Origin of the sequence: Aliihoeflea sp. 2WW (assembly GCF_000497755.1) — a bacterium.
Taxonomy (GTDB): Bacteria; Pseudomonadota; Alphaproteobacteria; order Rhizobiales; family Rhizobiaceae; genus Aliihoeflea.
In genome coordinates this window covers 389,440-405,922 of record NZ_AYOD01000001.1, presented here as the reverse complement: position 1 = coordinate 405,922, position 16,483 = coordinate 389,440, and the positions used below count along the sequence as shown (strand labels likewise).

The following is a 16,483-nucleotide window of genomic DNA, read 5'->3' as shown; positions in this document are numbered from 1 at the left end:
TGAGAGATCGGCCCGAAAGGGTCGAACTCTCTTCTTGCTGGATCGCCTGCAATGCATCAACTCACCACGACGACGGATGGCGAACGTCTCGACCGCTTCGCTGACGCTTTGCGCGCGGGCGGTTTTGCGGGCGATATCGACCGCGACAGCGCGCTGCGCGCGGCGATGTCGACTGATAATTCGGTCTATCAGATTGAACCGGACATTATCGTCGCCCCGCACGACGACCGCGATCTCGTGCGTTTGCTCGACATCGCAGAAGAAGATGATTTCAGGTCGATCGCGATCACCGCGCGCGGAGGCGGGACCGGTACCAACGGCCAGAGCCTGAATGCGGGCGTAGTCGTCGATCTGCGTCGCCACATGAACCGCCTCATCGCCTTCGATGCGGAGGAAGGCTGGGCGGATGTCGAACCCGGCATGGTGCTCGACGATCTGAACGAGAAGGTGCGGCCCGCGGGCTGGTTTTTTGCGCCGGAAACCTCGACCTCAACCCGCTGCACGATCGGCGGCATGGTCAGCACGGATGCCTCGGGCAAGGGCTCGCGCATCTATGGTAAGACATCCGACAATATCGATGGCCTCGATATCGCTCGCCCGCAAGGAATCTTGTCGAGCCTGAAGACGCCTCCGGATTGGGCGCATGTGATGCTGGACCAGGCGCGCACAGCCGCCGAGGCCGGCCGTCAGGCCTTCATTGAAAACACGCCGCGCCTCACTCGCCGCTTCACCGGTTACGACCTCGAACGCGCGTGCAACCACGATGGCACGTTCGAATGGTGGCGACTATTTCTTGGCGCCGAAGGCACGCTCGGAATCGTCAGCCGCATTCGCGTCAGGCTGCGCCGGTTGGAACCTGAGAAGCGCTTGGTAGTCGCTGGCTTCGCCACCATGCGCGATGCTCTGGCAGCAGCCGGCCCGCTGATCGAAGCCAATCCGACCGCCGTCGAGGTGATGGACGAGACTGTGCAGGCGATGGCGGGCCGTGCCGGCATTCTCGCAAAACTGCCCGATGCACTCATGGCGCGCCAGGGGCAGGGTATCGCTTACGTCTTCATCGAGTTCAACGGCGACGACGCGGTGGTGTTAGACCGACGGGTAGCGCATGCGCGCTCGACCCTTGCCGCTCTGGCAGGCGCCGGCGCGGTGCACGTTGCATCGGGGCCAGACGAGGTACGCAGCCTATGGGCTGTTCGCTCTGCCTCGGTTGGCCTTCTCGGCAAGGTGGATGGCAACGCGCGGCCCATCGCCTTCGTTGAGGATACGGTCGTGCCGCCAGAAAATCTGCCGGCCTTCCTAGACGATTTTCTGGCGCTTCTGTCAGGCCACGGCCTGACCTATGCGATTTATGGGCACGTCGATGTCGGTTGCCTGCACATCCGTCCGGCTCTCGATGTCGACGCCCAAAAGGACCGCGCCAGGCTTCTGGCCGTTTCCGATAAAGTCTATGCGCTGACCCGCAAGCATGGCGGTATCTTCTGGGGCGAGCATGGCAAAGGCGTGCGAGGAACCTATCTGCGCGACTGGATAGGCGCGCAGGCCTATGGCGCGTTGCAGGGCGTCAAGGCGGCGTTCGATCCGACCGACAGGTACAATCCCGGCAAGCTGGTCAGCAACGGGCCGGATATTATGGGTATCGATACGCCACCGTTTCGCCGCTTCAATGCGCCGGCCGGCGATCCGCTGGCGCTCGCCTTCCGTTGCAACGGCAACGCTCAATGCTTGAGCTACATGGCCGCGACGCCGATGTGTCCGAGTTTCAAGACAAGCTGGGACGTACGCCACAGTCCCAAGGGGCGAGCCGATGCCTTGAGGGGCTGGCACACGGCCCGACAGGCTGGGGCGAACGACCTGCACGAGCGCGAGCAAGCGCTCATGAGCGTTCTCGACACCTGCTTAGGTTGCAAAGCCTGCGCGTCCAGCTGCCCGGTTCAGGTCGATATTCCAACGATGCGGACCGCGTTCTACGCCGACTATTTCAAACGACACCGACGCCCTTTCGCCGATCGCCTTGTCCTCATGGCCGAACGCATGAGCCCTATGATCCAGCGTTTCACGCCGCTGCTCAGACCGTTCTGGCCGATGGCCACGCGACTTGCCGCGCCGCTTGTCGGCATGACAGAACTCGACCTTTCCCTGGCGCGCCATCCCGGTCGTGAGTTTCGCCTGTCCGAAAGCGAACTGGGCCGGCCGTTGCCGTCAGGCACAGTCATTCTGGTGCAGGATTGGTTTACGGCGCTGTTCGACGAAAGAATGCAGCGCGATGCGATCGCCGGCCTCCTGGCGCTGGGCTACGGGCCACGTCTGCTGCCGATGCTGCCGGCCGGAAAGGCGGCCCACAATGCTGGCGACCTTGGCAACTTCGACAAGATGGCGAGAAAGCTTTCGCGTCGTCTCGCGCTCGCTGCGCGCAGCGGGGCACCGCTGCTCACCTTCGAGCCTGCTTTCGGCATGATGTTGCGACAGGAATACCGCAAGGCGGGCATCAAGTTGCCCGAGATCCAGATGGTGCAGGAATTTCTTGCCGGCGAAGTCGGCAAGCGCAGCTTTCCCAAAGTTTTAGGTTCCGCGGTCGGTACCATCCGGCTGCTGTCGCACTGCACTGAGCGCACCGCATCACCGGCAAGCCCGGCGCAATGGCGCGAGGTGTTTGGTGCGATCGGCATCGAACTCGAGACGCCAGAGACGGGGTGCTGCGGCATGGCCGGACTGTTCGGCCATCAAAGACGCCATCAGGACGTGTCGCGAAACCTATTCGCAGCATCGTGGCAGGAACAGATGAACGCCGACCAAGTCACTACGGCGACCGGCTTTTCGTGCCGCTCCCAGGTGGCGCGTCTGACGCCGCACAAACTGCGCCATCCGCTCGGGCTGGTCGCGCAGTTAGTTAACGTCGAGCGAGCCGGATAGCGAACGTGTGAGGACGTACGAGAGCCTCTCCATGAGAAAAGCAGCATGACGTCGATGAAGACGTCTCTTGGCAGTGGGTTCGCGCCGACTTGGTGTGGCGTCGAAAGCCGAAGAGCAAGGTCTTGGTCCATTCCGATCAAGGCTCGCAAGTCACCAGTAGGGACTGGGCGGCGTTCCTGGAGCACCACTACCTTGAGCACTCGATGAGCCGGCGCGGAACTGTCACGACAACGCTGTGGCAGAGAGCTTCTTCAATCTCCTCAAGCGCGAGAGGATCCGGCGTAGAACCTACCGAACACGCGAGGAGGCAAGGCAGGACGTGTTTGACTACGTTGCCTTGATTCCGAATTGGGTATCGAAGCCTTTTCGGAGAGATCTGATGTGGATGCCAGCTACCCGCCGCAAGCACAGCCTAGAGAACCTGCGCTACGAAATCGACCTGACGAATCGGGATGATGACAAGCTTCGCGGCGCCGTTGCCCGTCATCCCTAAGGTTTTCGCTGACGCTGGCTACCAAGGACCGCGCGTCGCCGAAGCCACCTCCATCGCCTTCGAGATCGTCAAGCGAAAGCTCGATCAAGTCGACTTCGCTGTCTGGATGGGGGGGCAAGCGCTTATTCGCCTGGATCAGGCGCAACCGACGCCTCTGGAAGGATGCCGAGGCAACCCTCGTATCCGCGACGGCTTTCCTCTATGTCGCAGCCGTCATGATCCTCGTCAGGCGCATCGCGCGCAACTCATGAGCAGTTCCGGTACGGACTCTTAGTAGTTGGCCGATCGCGAGACAGCGGCGTCCGTCCAGATTGAACGCTTGGGTTGATTGAGCTGCCACGGTTCGTTGGGTCAGTCTGCCCTTCGGCTATACAGGATTATGTGGCGGTCCTGATTCATGCTCATGAAGCCCGACAATTACAGGACTGGGATAGACGTTGCGCATGAAGCCGGGCTCCGGCCACGGAACCATTCGATGCTCTTTTCTTCCGCCAGCTTGTTGAGGGCGGTGGGGTTGCATTGGCGAATGGTCCACCGTTTTCGGCGGCGCCAAGATGACCGCACTGCCCGAGCGTTGCACCGAGCACCACGGAGGTTCGCCACTGACAACCGATACCGCCGGATTAGCCAGTGCCCTTATTTCCAGCAGCGCGCACAATCTGCCTTTGCGTTCCTAGACCCACGATAGCCAATTCCATCGTTGCGCCGGACTTTAGGTAGACCGGCGGTTTTTTGCCCATTCCGACCCCGGGCGGGGTTCCTGTTGTGATAACATCACCAGGGATCAGTTCGATGAACTTGCTGATATAGGAAACCAAGTATGGAACGTCGAAGATCATGGTTTTCGTCGAGCCCGACTGCATCGTCTTGCCGTCCACCTTCAGTTCCATGGGCAGGTTACCGACATCACCGATCTCGTCTCGCGTTACCAGCCACGGCCCGAGAGGACCGAAGGTAGGCGCGCTCTTTCCTTTAAGCCACTGTCCCGTCCCCTCGATTTGCCAAGCACGCTCGGAGATATCGTTGCAAATGCAGAAGCCTGCGACATGCGACATGGCATCCGAATTCTGCACGTTGTGGGCCTTCTTTCCGATCACCAAAGCAAGTTCGATCTCCCAATCGAGTTTTGCCGATCCGGCCGGTGCAACGACATCGTCATTTGGCCCAACGATGCAGTTGGGGGCCTTGGAGAACAGGATCGGCTCGGCCGGGATTGCCATGCCGGATTCTTCCGCGTGGTCCGCGTAGTTCAGGCCAACCGCGATGAAGTTCGTAGGCGTCGAAACGCAGGCCCCGATCCGACCCCCGCGGGGCAGTTCAGGAAGCCGAGTCAAATCAGTCATCCGAATGCGCTCTATCGTTGCGTCATCGAGATGGATGCCCCCGATATCCGGCACAACCCCGGACAAATCCCTGACAATGCCATTGTCATCCAGGATGGCGGGCTTTTCAGAACCTACGTCCCCGTATCTTAGCAATTTCATTTAGTAACCTTTCCCAAGAGGGCTGGCTTGACAGATCTCATCCGCAGTTGCTTCTCCACTGATGGTCTCGCGTCGGAAACGACCTCACTCTTCACCGCTGGGAGGCAGTTGACAGGCAACTTCTGGATGAGTTTTATTTCCGGTTCATTTTTTCGATCGATGGGTGGGCAAGGTGCGTCATCCTGGAATTTTGTGTGCAGTGTGCCTTGGACATTAGGCCCGCTGCCGCAGCTCCGGATGACTGCCATCGGACAATTCGTAGCGGGCGAGCACCGCGTCGCGCACGCGCGACCGGACGATTTTCCCCATCGCGTTGCGCGGCATCTCGTCCAGAACGGCAAAGAGGCGCGGGCGCTTGTAGGGCGTCATCTGGGCGGCCGCCTCCGCAAGATGGTCCAACTCACCCGCGCCGGGCGCAATCAGAACCGCCGTCACCACCTCTCCCCAGTAGGCGGAAGGAAGGCCCACGACTACGAATTCGCAGGTGAGAAGCTTTCTGCCAAGGCTGGCTTCGACTTCTTCCGGGCTGAGCCGATAGCCGCCCGTCTTGATGAGGTCGGATTCCCGCCCCACGAGATGCAGCCGCCCGTGCTTGTCGAGAAAGCCGACATCTCCCGTGCGGTGGAAGGCGTCGGCGGGGTGGGGCGTGAACCCGCCGTCGACCATTAGGCCGGCGAACTGGTGGCGTGCGCGCAGCATAACGGGCCCCACGCGAGTGTCGGCCCCGTCTGCCTCGTTCTCCTCATCCGCGATGGCAATTTCAATGCCGCTGGCCGGCCAGCCGACGCAGGTCGTGCGCGCCGCGGCATCGTCCGCATACCACGCGTCGGTTTCGGATGGCGTCAATATGGTGATGGGATTGAAAGTCTCCGATTTACCGTAGGTAATCCGAACGACAGGACCGAAACACGCACGGACACGTTCGTAAAGCTGCGGAGACAGGGAAGCGGTGCCGCAGAAGATGGTGTGGATCGATTCGATCCGCGTCCCGTCGAGCCGGGTCATCAGCTTGGCGAGGACGGTTGGCGGCGCGAAAAGCTGGCCGACCTGCCCGTTTTTCAGTATGGCTTCCACCTTGTCGACGTCCAAGCCGTCCAGCAGTGTTACCTGCGCGCCTCCATCAAGATAGGCATAGGTGATGAGCGAGGCGCCGTGGGAGAACGGCGTCAGAAGCAGTACGTCCATCCCGGGAGCGGGCGCGACCGGAAGGCTGGCGCGCAACACGATGTTGGCGAGCCAGCGACCCCGATGCGTGTAAACAACTCCCTTCGGACGCCCGGTCGTTCCCGAGGTGAAGATGATCTTGCCATGCGCCTCGGATTCGCCCGAAAAGCCGGCCAGCCCCGTCGTGCAGCCGCTTTCGATATCATCGATCGCGACGATCTCAAGACCGGGGATCGTCTGTCGCAGCGAAGCGAGCCCGTCGATGCGCGCGCGGCTTGTCAGCAGCAGTCTGGTGCCGCAGGTCTCGATGCAGTGGGCCACGTCGTCGGCAACGAGCATGGGGTTGATCGAGGCTTCCGCGATGCCGGCTGCGATTGCCCCGTAGCTGACCCATACGGCCTGGCGGGAGTTTGCAATATAGGTCGCGACCGGAGTGCCCGGGGGCAGGTCTCGCTCCCGCAGAAGATTGGCCAATCCGGCCGCGCGGGAAAACAACTCCTGATAGGACATTGTTCCCTCGTCGTCGGTTACCGCAATGCGCCCAGCAAAGCGCTGCGACAACGACGAAAACTCCTGCCCCCACGCTATCCGGTCCAAATCTCTATCCTCCGATGGTGAGAAAACGTTTTCTTGACATGCCGACAATCCCACAATAGCGTTTCCCTGACAACAGCACGAGGGAAGTGACTTGGGAATCATGCAGCGACCGCAGCCACTTTCAGGAATTACCGTGTACGAACTGGGCCATAGCATCGCCGCACCATATGCGGGGCTGGTTCTTGCTGATCTGGGTGCGCGGGTGGTGAAAGTGGAAAATCCGTCTGGTGGCGACTATGCGCGGGGATGGGGCCCGCCTTTCTGGAACGATGCGGCAACAACGTTTCTCGCTATGAACCGGGGAAAAGAGAGTGTTTCTGTAGATTTTTCTGACCCAACCCAGGCGGAGGGGCTGCGGAGACGGATAGTCGCGGAGGCCGATGCCGTCATCCAGAACCTGCGCCCTGGTATTCTCGATCGCTACGGCCTGAGCCCGCATCGCCTCAGCGATGAAGCGCCCGAGTTGGTCTGGTGCGATATCGGCGCCTTCGGTTCGCAGGGGCCGCTGGCCGGTCGTCCGGGATACGATCCCCTTATGCAGGCCTTTTCGGGTGTGATGAGCGTGACGGGAGAGGGGGGGCGTCCTCCGATCCGCGTCGGGGTCTCGGTCATGGATATGGCCGCGGGAATGTGGGCGGTGATTGCCATACTCACGGCGTTGATCGAGCGCGGCAAAACCGGTCGGGGCGCGCAGGTCTCAACTTCGCTCTACGAGACGGGCCTGGCCTGGATGACGGGGCATCTTGCCGGCTACTGCGCCTCTGGCGAGGTACGCATGCCTTTCGGCTCGGGTGTGGCCGAGATCGTACCATACCAGGCCTTTAGCACCGCCGACGGCTGGCTGATGGTGGCGGCCGGCAACGACAACCTCTTCCGCAAGCTTTGCGGGGCGATCGGCCGGGAAGATCTCGCAGCCGATCCCACCTACGCCACGAATGCGGGCCGCGTCGCCCGTCGGGAAGAGCTCCTGAGCGAAATCGAGGCGAGCGCGCGAGCGCATGACACGCAGACGCTCGCAGCTCTCCTAGATGCGGCCGGCGTTCCCAACGCGCCGATCCAGACCGTGGACCAGGTGATGGACCACCCTCAGACCAAGGCTTTGCGCATGGTCGAGCCGGTGGAGGGCGATACGCTGCCGCTCATGGGCATTCCGATATCGTTCGACGGCTCGCGTCCGCGAAACATGCGTCCCGCGCCGCTTCTGGGGGAAAGCGATAACCGGAGGAGCAGTCATGCTGCAGGATAGCTATGAAACGATCACGTTGGAGTGGCGCGACGCGCATGTGCTGATCGTCACGCTCGACCGTGCCGATGTCTCAAATGCCATGAACACGCAGATGGGGTATGACCTCATGCACGTGTTCGAGACGCTGGCGCTGGACCCGCAAGGCGCGCGTGCAGTGGTTCTGACCGGGCGCGGAGAGAAGGCGTTCTGCGGGGGGGGCGATCTCAAGCAGCGTCGGGGCATGAGCGACGACGAATGGGGCGCGCAGCATCTCGTGTTCGAACGCATGCTTCGCGCGCTCCTCTTCTGCCCGCTTCCCGTCCTCGCCTCGGTCAACGGGGCGGCGTTCGCAGGCGGGTGCGAGATCGCGGCTGCCTGCGACTTCATCTACGCAGCCCCGCAGGCCCGCTTCGCGCTGACGGAGGTCACGCTCGGGATCATGCCCGGCGCGGGTGGAACGCAGAACCTGCCGCGCGCGATCGGCGAACGCCGTGCCAAGGAGCTCATTCTCACGGGCAGGCCTTTTTCGGCGGAGGAAGCGCTCGACTGGGGGTTCGTCAACAGGATCGTCGAACGCGATGACCTGCTGGAGGAAACCGTGGCGGTTGCGCGGCATATCGCCGGTAACGCGCCGCTGTCGGTGCGCCAGGCCAAGCAGTCGATCGCAAGAGGCCTTCAGATGTCACTCGCCGATGGGCTGGCCTTCGAAATCGAGGCCTACAATCGGCTGGTGTCGACAAAGGACCGGCGCGAGGGCGTGCTGGCCTACAACGAAAAGCGCCGGCCGGTCTTCGAAGGGCGCTAGGCGTTGCCGGTGCAATATCAGGGAGGAAGAGATGACTGAACGTGCCTATGTCCGCGAGGTCGGCCTGCGCGACGGTTTGCAGATGGTTAAGACGGTGCTGTCTTCAGACCGCAAGCTCGAATGGTGCTGCGGCGCGCTCGACGCAGGAATCAGCGAAATCGAGCTGACTTCCTTCGTGCCGGCGAAAATAGTCCCTCAGTTCGCCGACAGTGATGAGGTGTTCCGGCGGGCGAACGAGACGAGGACGAACGGCACGCTGTCCGCGCTCGTTCCCAACTTGAGGGGCGCCCAGCGAGGAATGGAACTGGGCGTCGGAAAGCTGAACTACGTTCTATCGGCGTCGGAAGAACACAACATGGCGAATGTGCGTCGGTCCACCGACGAGTCGATAGCCGATTTCGGTCGCATCGTCCAATTGCGCGATGCCGCCACGGGCGTTGGTGTGCGGCTTGGCGCAGGGATTGCGACCTCTTTCGGCTGTACCATCTCGGGCGCCGTTTCCGAGCAGAGGGTCGTCGCGATCGCCGAGCGACTGGCTGCCCTTGGCGCCGACGAAATCATCGTGGCGGATACAGTCGGCTATGGCGACCCCGCCCAAGTAAAGCGCCTAATGAGCGCGGTCGTGCGCGCCGTCGCGCCACTGCCGGTCGCGGCGCACTTCCATGACACGCGAGGGCTTGGCTTGGCCAATGTCGCTGCCGCGCTGGACGCAGGCGTCCGCGCCTTCGACGCGTCGCTCGGCGGGCTCGGCGGCTGCCCGTTCGCGCCCGGCGCAACGGGCAATATCGATACCGAAGATACCGTCTTCATGCTCGAGGCCATGGGCTTTGATACCGGCATCGACATCGAGAGGCTGATTGCGTTGCGCGCCAAGGTGGAACGCTGGCTGCCCGGGGAGAAGATGGGAGGCGCCATTGCGCGCGCCGGCGTTCCCAAGACCTTCCGCATGCCAGTGGAAAAGGCGGCCTGATCCTGAAATCTCTGCGAGGGAGGAATAGTCGTGAGTACTGCAAACCAGGCCTTAGCCAGGGAAATTGAAGAGAACGAAGTCTTTGTCACCCTAGGCGAGGACTATCCCGAACTGCGTGAAGCGGTGCGCCGCATCTGCGTGCGCTATCCTTCGGAATACTGGCGCAAGCTGGAGAGCGAAAGCGGATATCCCAGCCAGTTCGTCGACGAACTTACGAAAGCCGGGTTTCTCGGTGCCCTCATTCCCGAAACTTATGGTGGGTCCGGCCTGCCACTTCGTGCTGCGGCGGTCATTCTTGAGGAGATCAACGCGTCGGGATGTACCGCGAGCCCCGCGCACGCGCAGATGTACATCATGGGAACGCTTCTTCGGCACGGCAGCGAGGCGCAAAAGCGAACGTATCTGCCCGCTATCGCGAGAGGCGAATTGCGCTTGCAGGCGTTCGGAGTGACCGAGCCTACCACGGGCTCGGACACCACCAAACTCAAGACGCGCGCTGAACGGCGCGGCGATACCTATGTCATCAACGGCCAGAAAGTGTGGACATCGCGCGCGCGCCATTCGGACCTGATGCTTCTTCTCGCTCGCACAACTCCGCTTGAGGAGGTGAAGCGCAAGACAGAGGGCCTGTCGGTTTTTCTGGTCGACATGCGCGAGGTCCTCGGCAAGGGACTGACGATCAATCCCATCGACGCCCTCATCAACCACAACACGACGGAAGTCTTCTTCGACGATATGAAAATTCCCGCCGATAGCCTCATTGGCGAGGAAGGAAAGGGTTTCCGCTACATTCTCGACGGGATGAATGCCGAGCGCATTCTTGTCGCGACGGAAGCGCTGGGCGATGGGCGATGGCTCCTGAAGAAGGCGAAGGAGTACGCTGGCTCACGTGAGGTTTTTGGTCGCCCGATCGGCGCCAATCAGGGCGTACAGTTCCCCCTTGCGCGCTGCTTCACGGAGTTGGAAGCCGCCGACATGATGTGCCGCCGCGCAGCCGCACTCTTCGATGCGGGACGCGAGTGCGGAGCGGATGCGAACATCGCCAAGCTAATGGCGTCCGAAGCGACCTGGAACGCGGCGGAGGCAGCGATGCAGACCCATGGCGGCTTCGCCTTCGCCAAGGAATACGACATCGAGCGCAAATGGCGTGAGGCGCGGCTTTATCAGATCGCTCCCATCTCGACCAATCTGATCCTCGCTTATGTCGGCCAGCACGTGCTCGGTCTGCCGCGATCCTATTGAAAAGGCATTGGCTCCACTGCGTCCGGGAGGAAAAAAATTGACTGGGTTGACCATGGACATTGCGGCGTTCGTCTCCGGGCTTTCGACGCAAGATATCCCCGCGCGTTGCTTTGACGCGGCGCGGATCGGCATGCGCGACTGCGTGGCGGTCATGATCGCCGGCCGCAACGAACCCGCACCCCGGCTCGTTGCCGACACGGTCCACGAAACGCGCGCCAATGACGGTGTTCCAGAGATCCCACTGGGCCGGTGGCTCTCCCCCGCAGATGCGGCCCTTGTCAACGGCGTTGCCGGTCATGTGCTCGATTACGACGATGTCGGGCTCGATGGTCATCCGAGCGTTGCCATGACACCTGCCATCCTGGCGGAGGGCTGGGCGCTCGATGTTGGTGGTGCCGAGGCGCTGGCGGCCTATGTCGCTGGGTATGAAGTGTGGGCGCTTCTCGAAAATCTGGAGCCCGGCGCAATGCATGAGCGCGGATTTCATCCGACTGCGGTCTCCGGTACGCTCGCCAGCGCGGCCGCCTGCGCCTATCTCAACCGGCTCGATGACGAGACGACCGGCCATGCGCTCGCGATCGCAGCGTCACTTGCATCCGGCCTCGTCGCCAATTTCGGCACCATGACGAAATCGCTCCACGCCGGACGCGCAGCGCAAGCGGGCGTGATGGCGGCACGTCTGGCGAAGGCGGGTTTCACCGGTTCTTCCGATGCGCTCGAACACCGCACAGGCTTCCTGCGCGCTCATTCGGCCAGCGGCTCGCCTGACTTGGCGCGAGGGTATTTGGGTTTGGGACAAGAGTGGCGACTTGAGGAGCAGGGCGTTCACATCAAACGCTACCCGATTTGCTATGCGACGCACCGCTCTATCGATGCCATGATCGATCTTGCCGAAGGCCATGACCTTCGTCCCGATGAAGTAGAGGAAATTCACGTCGAGACGGGACGCACCCAGCGCCTGATGCTGCGCAATATCGCGCCGAAAACCGGCCTGGAGGCGAAGTTCTCGATGGAGTTTGCGATGGCGTCGGCGCTCGTAGAGCGCAAGGTCGGGTTGAGCGAACTCACCGACGATTTCGTGGGCCGCAGCGACGTTGTCGCGGCAATGCGCAAGGTGACCTGTACCACGACCGATGAAACCATGCCTGGGTTGCCATTCGCACCCTCGGACACCGTCAGTGTACGGTTGCGCGATGGGCGGCGTGTGGCTCACGTCCCTATCGTTCATGCCAAGGGAAGCTGGCAAAGCCCTATGAGCGAGGATGAACTCGAGGAAAAATTCCTGGATTGCTGCCATGCGCATCTGTCAGACGATCATGCAGCACGGCTGTTCCGGTCACTGGGAGACATGCCGAACCTTGTCTCAGTTCGGGAGGTGCCACTGACGGTACACCCATGACGGTTTGGGGAGGAGAGCCCGTAACGCGTGGGATCGGCCATAAGTATTTCCGCAAGTAAGAAGATTCAAAAGCTAGGAGGAGAAACATCATGCCATACCGGTTGAACTGGAAAATGCAGGCCTCGGCACTTGCTGCTACGGCGCTTGTTTCGCTGACAGGAGCAGGCCTCGTCGAGGCGGCCGAGCGGCTGCGCATCTCGCTCGACACCAATCCGAGCCACGTCCGAAACGAAGGGGTTGAGCTTTTCGTGGAGGCTTTGCGCGAGCGTGTCGGTGACGAAATGGTCATTGAGGTTTACCCGAGCGCGCAGCTCTACCGTGACCGCGACGTCGGACGTGCCCTGCGCCAGGGAAGCGTGGAGATGGCCGTCCCAGGGACCTGGGTTCTGGATGGCATGGTGCCTGCAATGGCACTCACGTCCTTGCCCGCATTCTATGGGGTTCCGCAAGAGGTCACTCTGGATTTGATCGACGGCGAACTTGGCGAGGCTATCAACGCGCAAGCCGAGGAGCGAATGCGCGTCAAAGTTCTGGGCCCTTGGATGAGCCTCGGCATGTCGCACTATTATTCGACAAGCCGTCCCCTCAATTCGCACGACGATCTCGCAGGCATGCGTATTCGCATATCGGGGGGGACGTCGAACGCCAAACGGGTCGAGGATATGGGTGGCGTGCCCAACCTCATCGCCTGGCCCGACGTGCCGCTCGCTCTGTCGACTGATGTCGTCGACGCCGTTTCCTCCACGCACGAAAGCATCGCATCGGCGCAGCTTTGGGATGCGGGATTGCGCTTTGCCTTCGAGGACGACCAGTGGTTCGGCCAATATGTGCCGATGGTTTCGCAGCGCTTCTGGGATGACTTGAGCCCACATCTGCAGGAGGCCATGACCCAAGCGTGGGTCGAGGTGATTGAGGAGACCCGCCGCCTTGCCGATGAAGCTCAGCTCGAAGCGCGCGAGAAAGTTGCAGCCAGCGGGATCACGATTGTGACTGCGACAGAGGAGCAGCTTGCGGCAGCTCGCACGAAGCTCATGAGCAGCCAGGATGGGCTGGCTTCCTCCATCGGCATCGACCAGGATTTGGTCGACATGGCGTTGGAGGAACTTGAGGAGCGAGGATATGGGGATTGAGACAGCCTCGGCGCCTTCAGACGAATTGCGTCGTTCTTCCGCGCCGCGGGGCCGGTTCGATCTGTGGCGTGCACGCGTAGAAACGATCATCATCGGCGGGTTGATGGGCGCGGCCATGGCGCTTGTCTTTTACACAGTACTGATGCGCTATGTCTCACCGGCAAATGCTCCGCGCTTCACCGATGAGATCGTCGTCTATGGAGTCATGTGGGCCGTTATGCTCGCATGGGGAGGCGTGAGCCGTTCACGCAATCACGTGCGCGCCGACCTGGTCCTGCATGTTATGCCGCCGCGCCTTCGCCATTTGAGCGAAATCGCTGCCAATGTCGTGGGATTTGCCTTCGCGTTGTTCCTGGGCTGGTTCGGCTATCTGGTCGCCTATGAAGCTTGGGATTTCGGTGATTTGTCGCCGACCAACATCCGTTTTCCGCTCTGGGTTTACTATTCCGCCCTGCCAATTGGCGCGCTTCTGATGGCCCTTGGGCATGCCAGAGCCGCAATGGAAATGATCGTCGACGGTCCTACGGACGAAAAACTGCAAATCGGCGAGGAGATCTAAGCCATGGCTGGAGGTATTTTCGCCGGGATGTTCGGCAGCCTGATGGCTCTCGGATTTCCCATCTATCTCGTCCTGGGCCTGACAGCTGCAGCATTGCTGTGGATGGACGCGACACCGATGGTGTCCGTTACACAGAAGATCGTCGACGAGTTGAATTCCCAGACGCTGATCGCATTGCCCTTTTTCGTCGTGGCAGCCGTCTTCATGGAGCGCGGGGGCATTGCGCGCGCGCTCATCGAAGCCGCGATGAGTTGGGTCGGACGAGTTCGTGGCGGTCTCGGCCTCGTCTGCGTGATTGCCTGCATGCTCTTTTCCGCAATGGCTGGTTCGAGCGTTGCGACCGCGTTGGCTATGGGAACAATTCTGGTCCCTGCCATGCTGCGGCAGGGATATGATCGCCATTTTGCTGCGGGCGTGGTTGGGGCGTCGGGCACGCTCGGCATTCTCATCCCGCCAAGCCTTGCAATGGTCGTCTATGGCGTACTGGCCGACGAATCCATTCCCCGGCTTTTTCTGGCTGGCGTCATTCCCGGTCTGCTACAGGCGACGCTCCTGGGAGCGTGGGCAATTTATTATGCCAATCGGCGCGGATACCCACGAACCGAGAAGGCGACGATGGACGAATTCTTACGGCTCAACGTGCGGGCGCTGCCGGCATTTGCGCTACCAGCGATCGTCCTGGGCGGCATTTATGGCGGGCTCACCACGGTTACCGAGGCCGCCGCGCTTTCGGCCGTCGCTGCGCTGCTGATTTCGCTGTTCGTGTATCGGACGGTCACGCTTTCCGATGTTGTTCCGCTTCTGGCAAACGCCTCTTATAAGGCCGCCTCCATCATGATCATCATTGTGGTCGCGCTGGTCTTCGGCCACTGGGTAACCGAGAGCGGAGTGGCATCGGCGATCGTCCAGTTCGTGCAAGCGCATGACCTCAAACCTTGGCACTTCCTCGTCGTGGTCTCGGTCATGCTGTTCCTACTGGGCATGTTCCTCGAGGTCTTCTCGGTGATGCTTATCGCCCTGCCGCTGCTGATCCCGCTTCTGGAGCCATTTGGCATCGATCCAGTCCACTTCGGCATTATCGTCGTCATCAATATGGAGATTGCGCTGCTGACGCCGCCCGTGGGGCTCAACCTATTCGTGCTCGCGTCGATCACGAAAGCGCCGCTGTGGGATGTCATCAAGGGTACGACGCCTTTCGTCGTCTTAATGTTTCTGCTTCTTGTGTTGGTCATGGTATTCCCGCAACTGTCCTTGTGGTTGCCGAATGCCATTCTCAACTGAATGGAAGCGCGATTGCGGGCGGCCGGGCGCCCGCAATCAGGGAAGAGAGACGAATGTCCAGCACTGTGACGATCAGAGATGTGGCGGCCGCGGCAGGCGTCGGGATTTCCACCGTGTCGCGCGTCGTCCACCGCCATCCGTCGGTGGCCCAGGAACTGCGCGAGCGCGTGGAGACAGCAATGCGCGAGTTGGGCTATGAGCCCGACGCCTCCGCACAATCCATGCGGATGCGCGCGACGCACCAGATCGCCTGCGCCATTCGCGACAGCTCGATACCCGAATTCGCGGCGTTCGTGCGGGCTGCAGAAGCGGTCATCCGCCAAGCAGGGTATACTCTACTTTTGACCAATATCGACGAGAGCTCCGAGCAGGAGCGGGATCTCGCCCGCATGCTCGGCCGGCGTCGTGTCGACGGCCTCATGATGACGCGTAGCGCCGATGGCGACAAGCGCGTCGACGAAGCCTTGACCAAGCTAGGCATTCCTGTCGTCTACATCGACCGCGACGCCTCGCCGATTGCCGACACGGTCGTCATCGATCACCGCCATGGCATCCGGGCGGCTGTCCATCATTTGGCTGCGCTGGGTCACAGCCGGATCGCATTTCTAACGGGACGCCCGACGATGCGTCCGGCACGCGAGCGACTGTTGGCCTTTGAGGAAGCTATGGGCGAACGGGGATTGCCGGTCGATCCGCGGCTCGTATCGGCGCAGAGCTTCTACGCGGAACAGGCATTCCAGCACGCCTCGCTCGTGCTGACGTCGGAGCCGCGCCCATCGGCGATCATCGCCGGTGGGATGTCGCTTCTGCCGGCGGTTCTGCGGGCTGCCCGAATGCACAATCTGCAGATCGGGAAGGATGTCTCGGTCATAGCCGGCTGCAATTCCGATCTCGCCGAACTTTCCGTACCGCCGGTAACGGCTATACGCTGGGACGTCCCAGCATGGGGACGTATTTGCGCACAACTCCTGCTGGATCGAATCTCGGCCCCCCCTGAGAGTGCCGGGGGGCGCGAGATCATATTGCCTACCGAACTCGTCATCCGCGAATCGTGCGGATCGCTTGTCCGATCTCCGGACCGCTCAACAGGGTGAGCAATCAGAGGCAGATCCGGGGCCGTCTGCTGCCTGTCCGGTTCTGGGTGGAAAACTGAGATAGCCGACGTTCGGCCAACGACCCCATTGCCGCGGTTCGGGGGTGCCTCCGTCGCCGCCAAGACTTGCC

General features: G+C 61.5%; 12 protein-coding genes and 2 pseudogenes. 12 read left to right on the top strand and 2 right to left on the bottom strand.

Annotated elements, in window-relative coordinates; all coding sequences use genetic code 11:
• Positions 1–51: 51 nt before the first annotated feature.
• The 3 genes and pseudogenes from ALII_RS0102000 to ALII_RS22810 form a co-directional block, all read left to right on the top strand.
• Positions 52–2,910, top strand: a complete 2,859-nt coding sequence (locus ALII_RS0102000; protein WP_024585665.1) for an FAD-binding and (Fe-S)-binding domain-containing protein — start codon at positions 52–54, stop codon at positions 2,908–2,910.
• 92 nt (positions 2,911–3,002) lie between these two features.
• Positions 3,003–3,250: pseudogene (locus tag ALII_RS21780) on the top strand (DDE-type integrase/transposase/recombinase); the annotation flags it as partial.
• A gap of 125 nt (positions 3,251–3,375) precedes the next feature.
• A pseudogene (locus tag ALII_RS22810) lies at positions 3,376–3,654 on the top strand (IS5/IS1182 family transposase); the annotation flags it as partial.
• A gap of 372 nt (positions 3,655–4,026) precedes the next feature.
• Here ALII_RS22810 and ALII_RS0101990 read toward each other — a convergent pair.
• Together ALII_RS0101990 and ALII_RS0101985 are read right to left on the bottom strand one after the other, a co-directional pair.
• On the bottom strand, positions 4,027–4,887 hold the full coding sequence (locus ALII_RS0101990) for a fumarylacetoacetate hydrolase family protein (protein WP_024585663.1): 861 nt from the start codon (positions 4,885–4,887) through the stop codon (positions 4,027–4,029).
• Positions 4,888–5,100: 213 nt separating this feature from the next.
• Positions 5,101–6,612: a class I adenylate-forming enzyme family protein gene (locus ALII_RS0101985; RefSeq protein ID WP_161632225.1), complete on the bottom strand. Its 1,512-nt coding sequence runs from the start codon at positions 6,610–6,612 to the stop codon at positions 5,101–5,103.
• Between the two features lie 136 nt (positions 6,613–6,748).
• Between ALII_RS0101985 and ALII_RS0101980 the strand changes: the two genes are divergently transcribed.
• From ALII_RS0101980 to ALII_RS0101940, 9 genes are all read left to right on the top strand, one after another.
• The gene (locus tag ALII_RS0101980; protein WP_024585661.1) at positions 6,749–7,894 is read left to right on the top strand and encodes a CoA transferase; all 1,146 of its coding nucleotides are present in this window, start codon (positions 6,749–6,751) and stop codon (positions 7,892–7,894) included.
• Positions 7,881–8,678: an enoyl-CoA hydratase-related protein gene (locus ALII_RS0101975; RefSeq protein WP_029660101.1), complete on the top strand. Its 798-nt coding sequence runs from the start codon at positions 7,881–7,883 to the stop codon at positions 8,676–8,678. The genes ALII_RS0101980 and ALII_RS0101975 overlap by 14 nt, the downstream gene beginning before the upstream one ends.
• A gap of 31 nt (positions 8,679–8,709) precedes the next feature.
• On the top strand, positions 8,710–9,648 hold the full coding sequence (locus tag ALII_RS0101970) for a hydroxymethylglutaryl-CoA lyase (protein WP_024585659.1): 939 nt from the start codon (positions 8,710–8,712) through the stop codon (positions 9,646–9,648).
• 63 nt (positions 9,649–9,711) lie between these two features.
• On the top strand, positions 9,712–10,890 hold the full coding sequence (locus ALII_RS0101965; protein ID WP_029660100.1) for an acyl-CoA dehydrogenase family protein: 1,179 nt from the start codon (positions 9,712–9,714) through the stop codon (positions 10,888–10,890).
• 37 nt (positions 10,891–10,927) lie between these two features.
• The gene (locus tag ALII_RS0101960; RefSeq protein WP_024585657.1) at positions 10,928–12,289 is read left to right on the top strand and encodes an MmgE/PrpD family protein; all 1,362 of its coding nucleotides are present in this window, start codon (positions 10,928–10,930) and stop codon (positions 12,287–12,289) included.
• 89 nt (positions 12,290–12,378) lie between these two features.
• Positions 12,379–13,419 carry a TRAP transporter substrate-binding protein DctP gene (dctP, locus tag ALII_RS0101955; RefSeq protein WP_024585656.1) on the top strand — a complete coding sequence of 347 codons (1,041 nt, stop codon included), beginning with the start codon at positions 12,379–12,381 and terminating at the stop codon, positions 13,417–13,419.
• On the top strand, positions 13,409–13,978 hold the full coding sequence (locus ALII_RS0101950; RefSeq protein WP_161632224.1) for a TRAP transporter small permease: 570 nt from the start codon (positions 13,409–13,411) through the stop codon (positions 13,976–13,978). Before dctP ends, ALII_RS0101950 begins: the two co-directional genes overlap by 11 nt.
• 3 nt (positions 13,979–13,981) lie before the next feature.
• Complete coding sequence (locus ALII_RS0101945; protein WP_024585654.1) at positions 13,982–15,259, top strand: TRAP transporter large permease; 1,278 nt, start codon at positions 13,982–13,984, stop codon at positions 15,257–15,259.
• On the top strand, positions 15,232–16,353 hold the full coding sequence (locus ALII_RS0101940; RefSeq protein WP_152529500.1) for a LacI family DNA-binding transcriptional regulator: 1,122 nt from the start codon (positions 15,232–15,234) through the stop codon (positions 16,351–16,353). The genes ALII_RS0101945 and ALII_RS0101940 overlap by 28 nt, the downstream gene beginning before the upstream one ends.
• Positions 16,354–16,483: the final 130 nt, after the last annotated feature.

Bases quoted from the DNA above. Each gene is read 5' to 3' on its own strand.
- ALII_RS0101990 (WP_024585663.1), bottom strand. From the start codon at position 4,887: ATGAAATTGCTAAGATACGGGGACGTAGGTTCTGAAAAGCCCGCCATC.
- ALII_RS0101975 (WP_029660101.1), top strand. From the start codon at position 7,881: ATGCTGCAGGATAGCTATGAAACGATCACGTTGGAGTGGCGCGACGCG.
- ALII_RS0101945 (WP_024585654.1), top strand. From the start codon at position 13,982: ATGGCTGGAGGTATTTTCGCCGGGATGTTCGGCAGCCTGATGGCTCTC.
- ALII_RS0101980 (WP_024585661.1), top strand. From the start codon at position 6,749: ATGCAGCGACCGCAGCCACTTTCAGGAATTACCGTGTACGAACTGGGC.
- ALII_RS0101950 (WP_161632224.1), top strand. From the start codon at position 13,409: ATGGGGATTGAGACAGCCTCGGCGCCTTCAGACGAATTGCGTCGTTCT.
- dctP (WP_024585656.1), top strand. From the start codon at position 12,379: ATGCCATACCGGTTGAACTGGAAAATGCAGGCCTCGGCACTTGCTGCT.
- ALII_RS0102000 (WP_024585665.1), top strand. From the start codon at position 52: ATGCATCAACTCACCACGACGACGGATGGCGAACGTCTCGACCGCTTC.
- ALII_RS0101970 (WP_024585659.1), top strand. From the start codon at position 8,710: ATGACTGAACGTGCCTATGTCCGCGAGGTCGGCCTGCGCGACGGTTTG.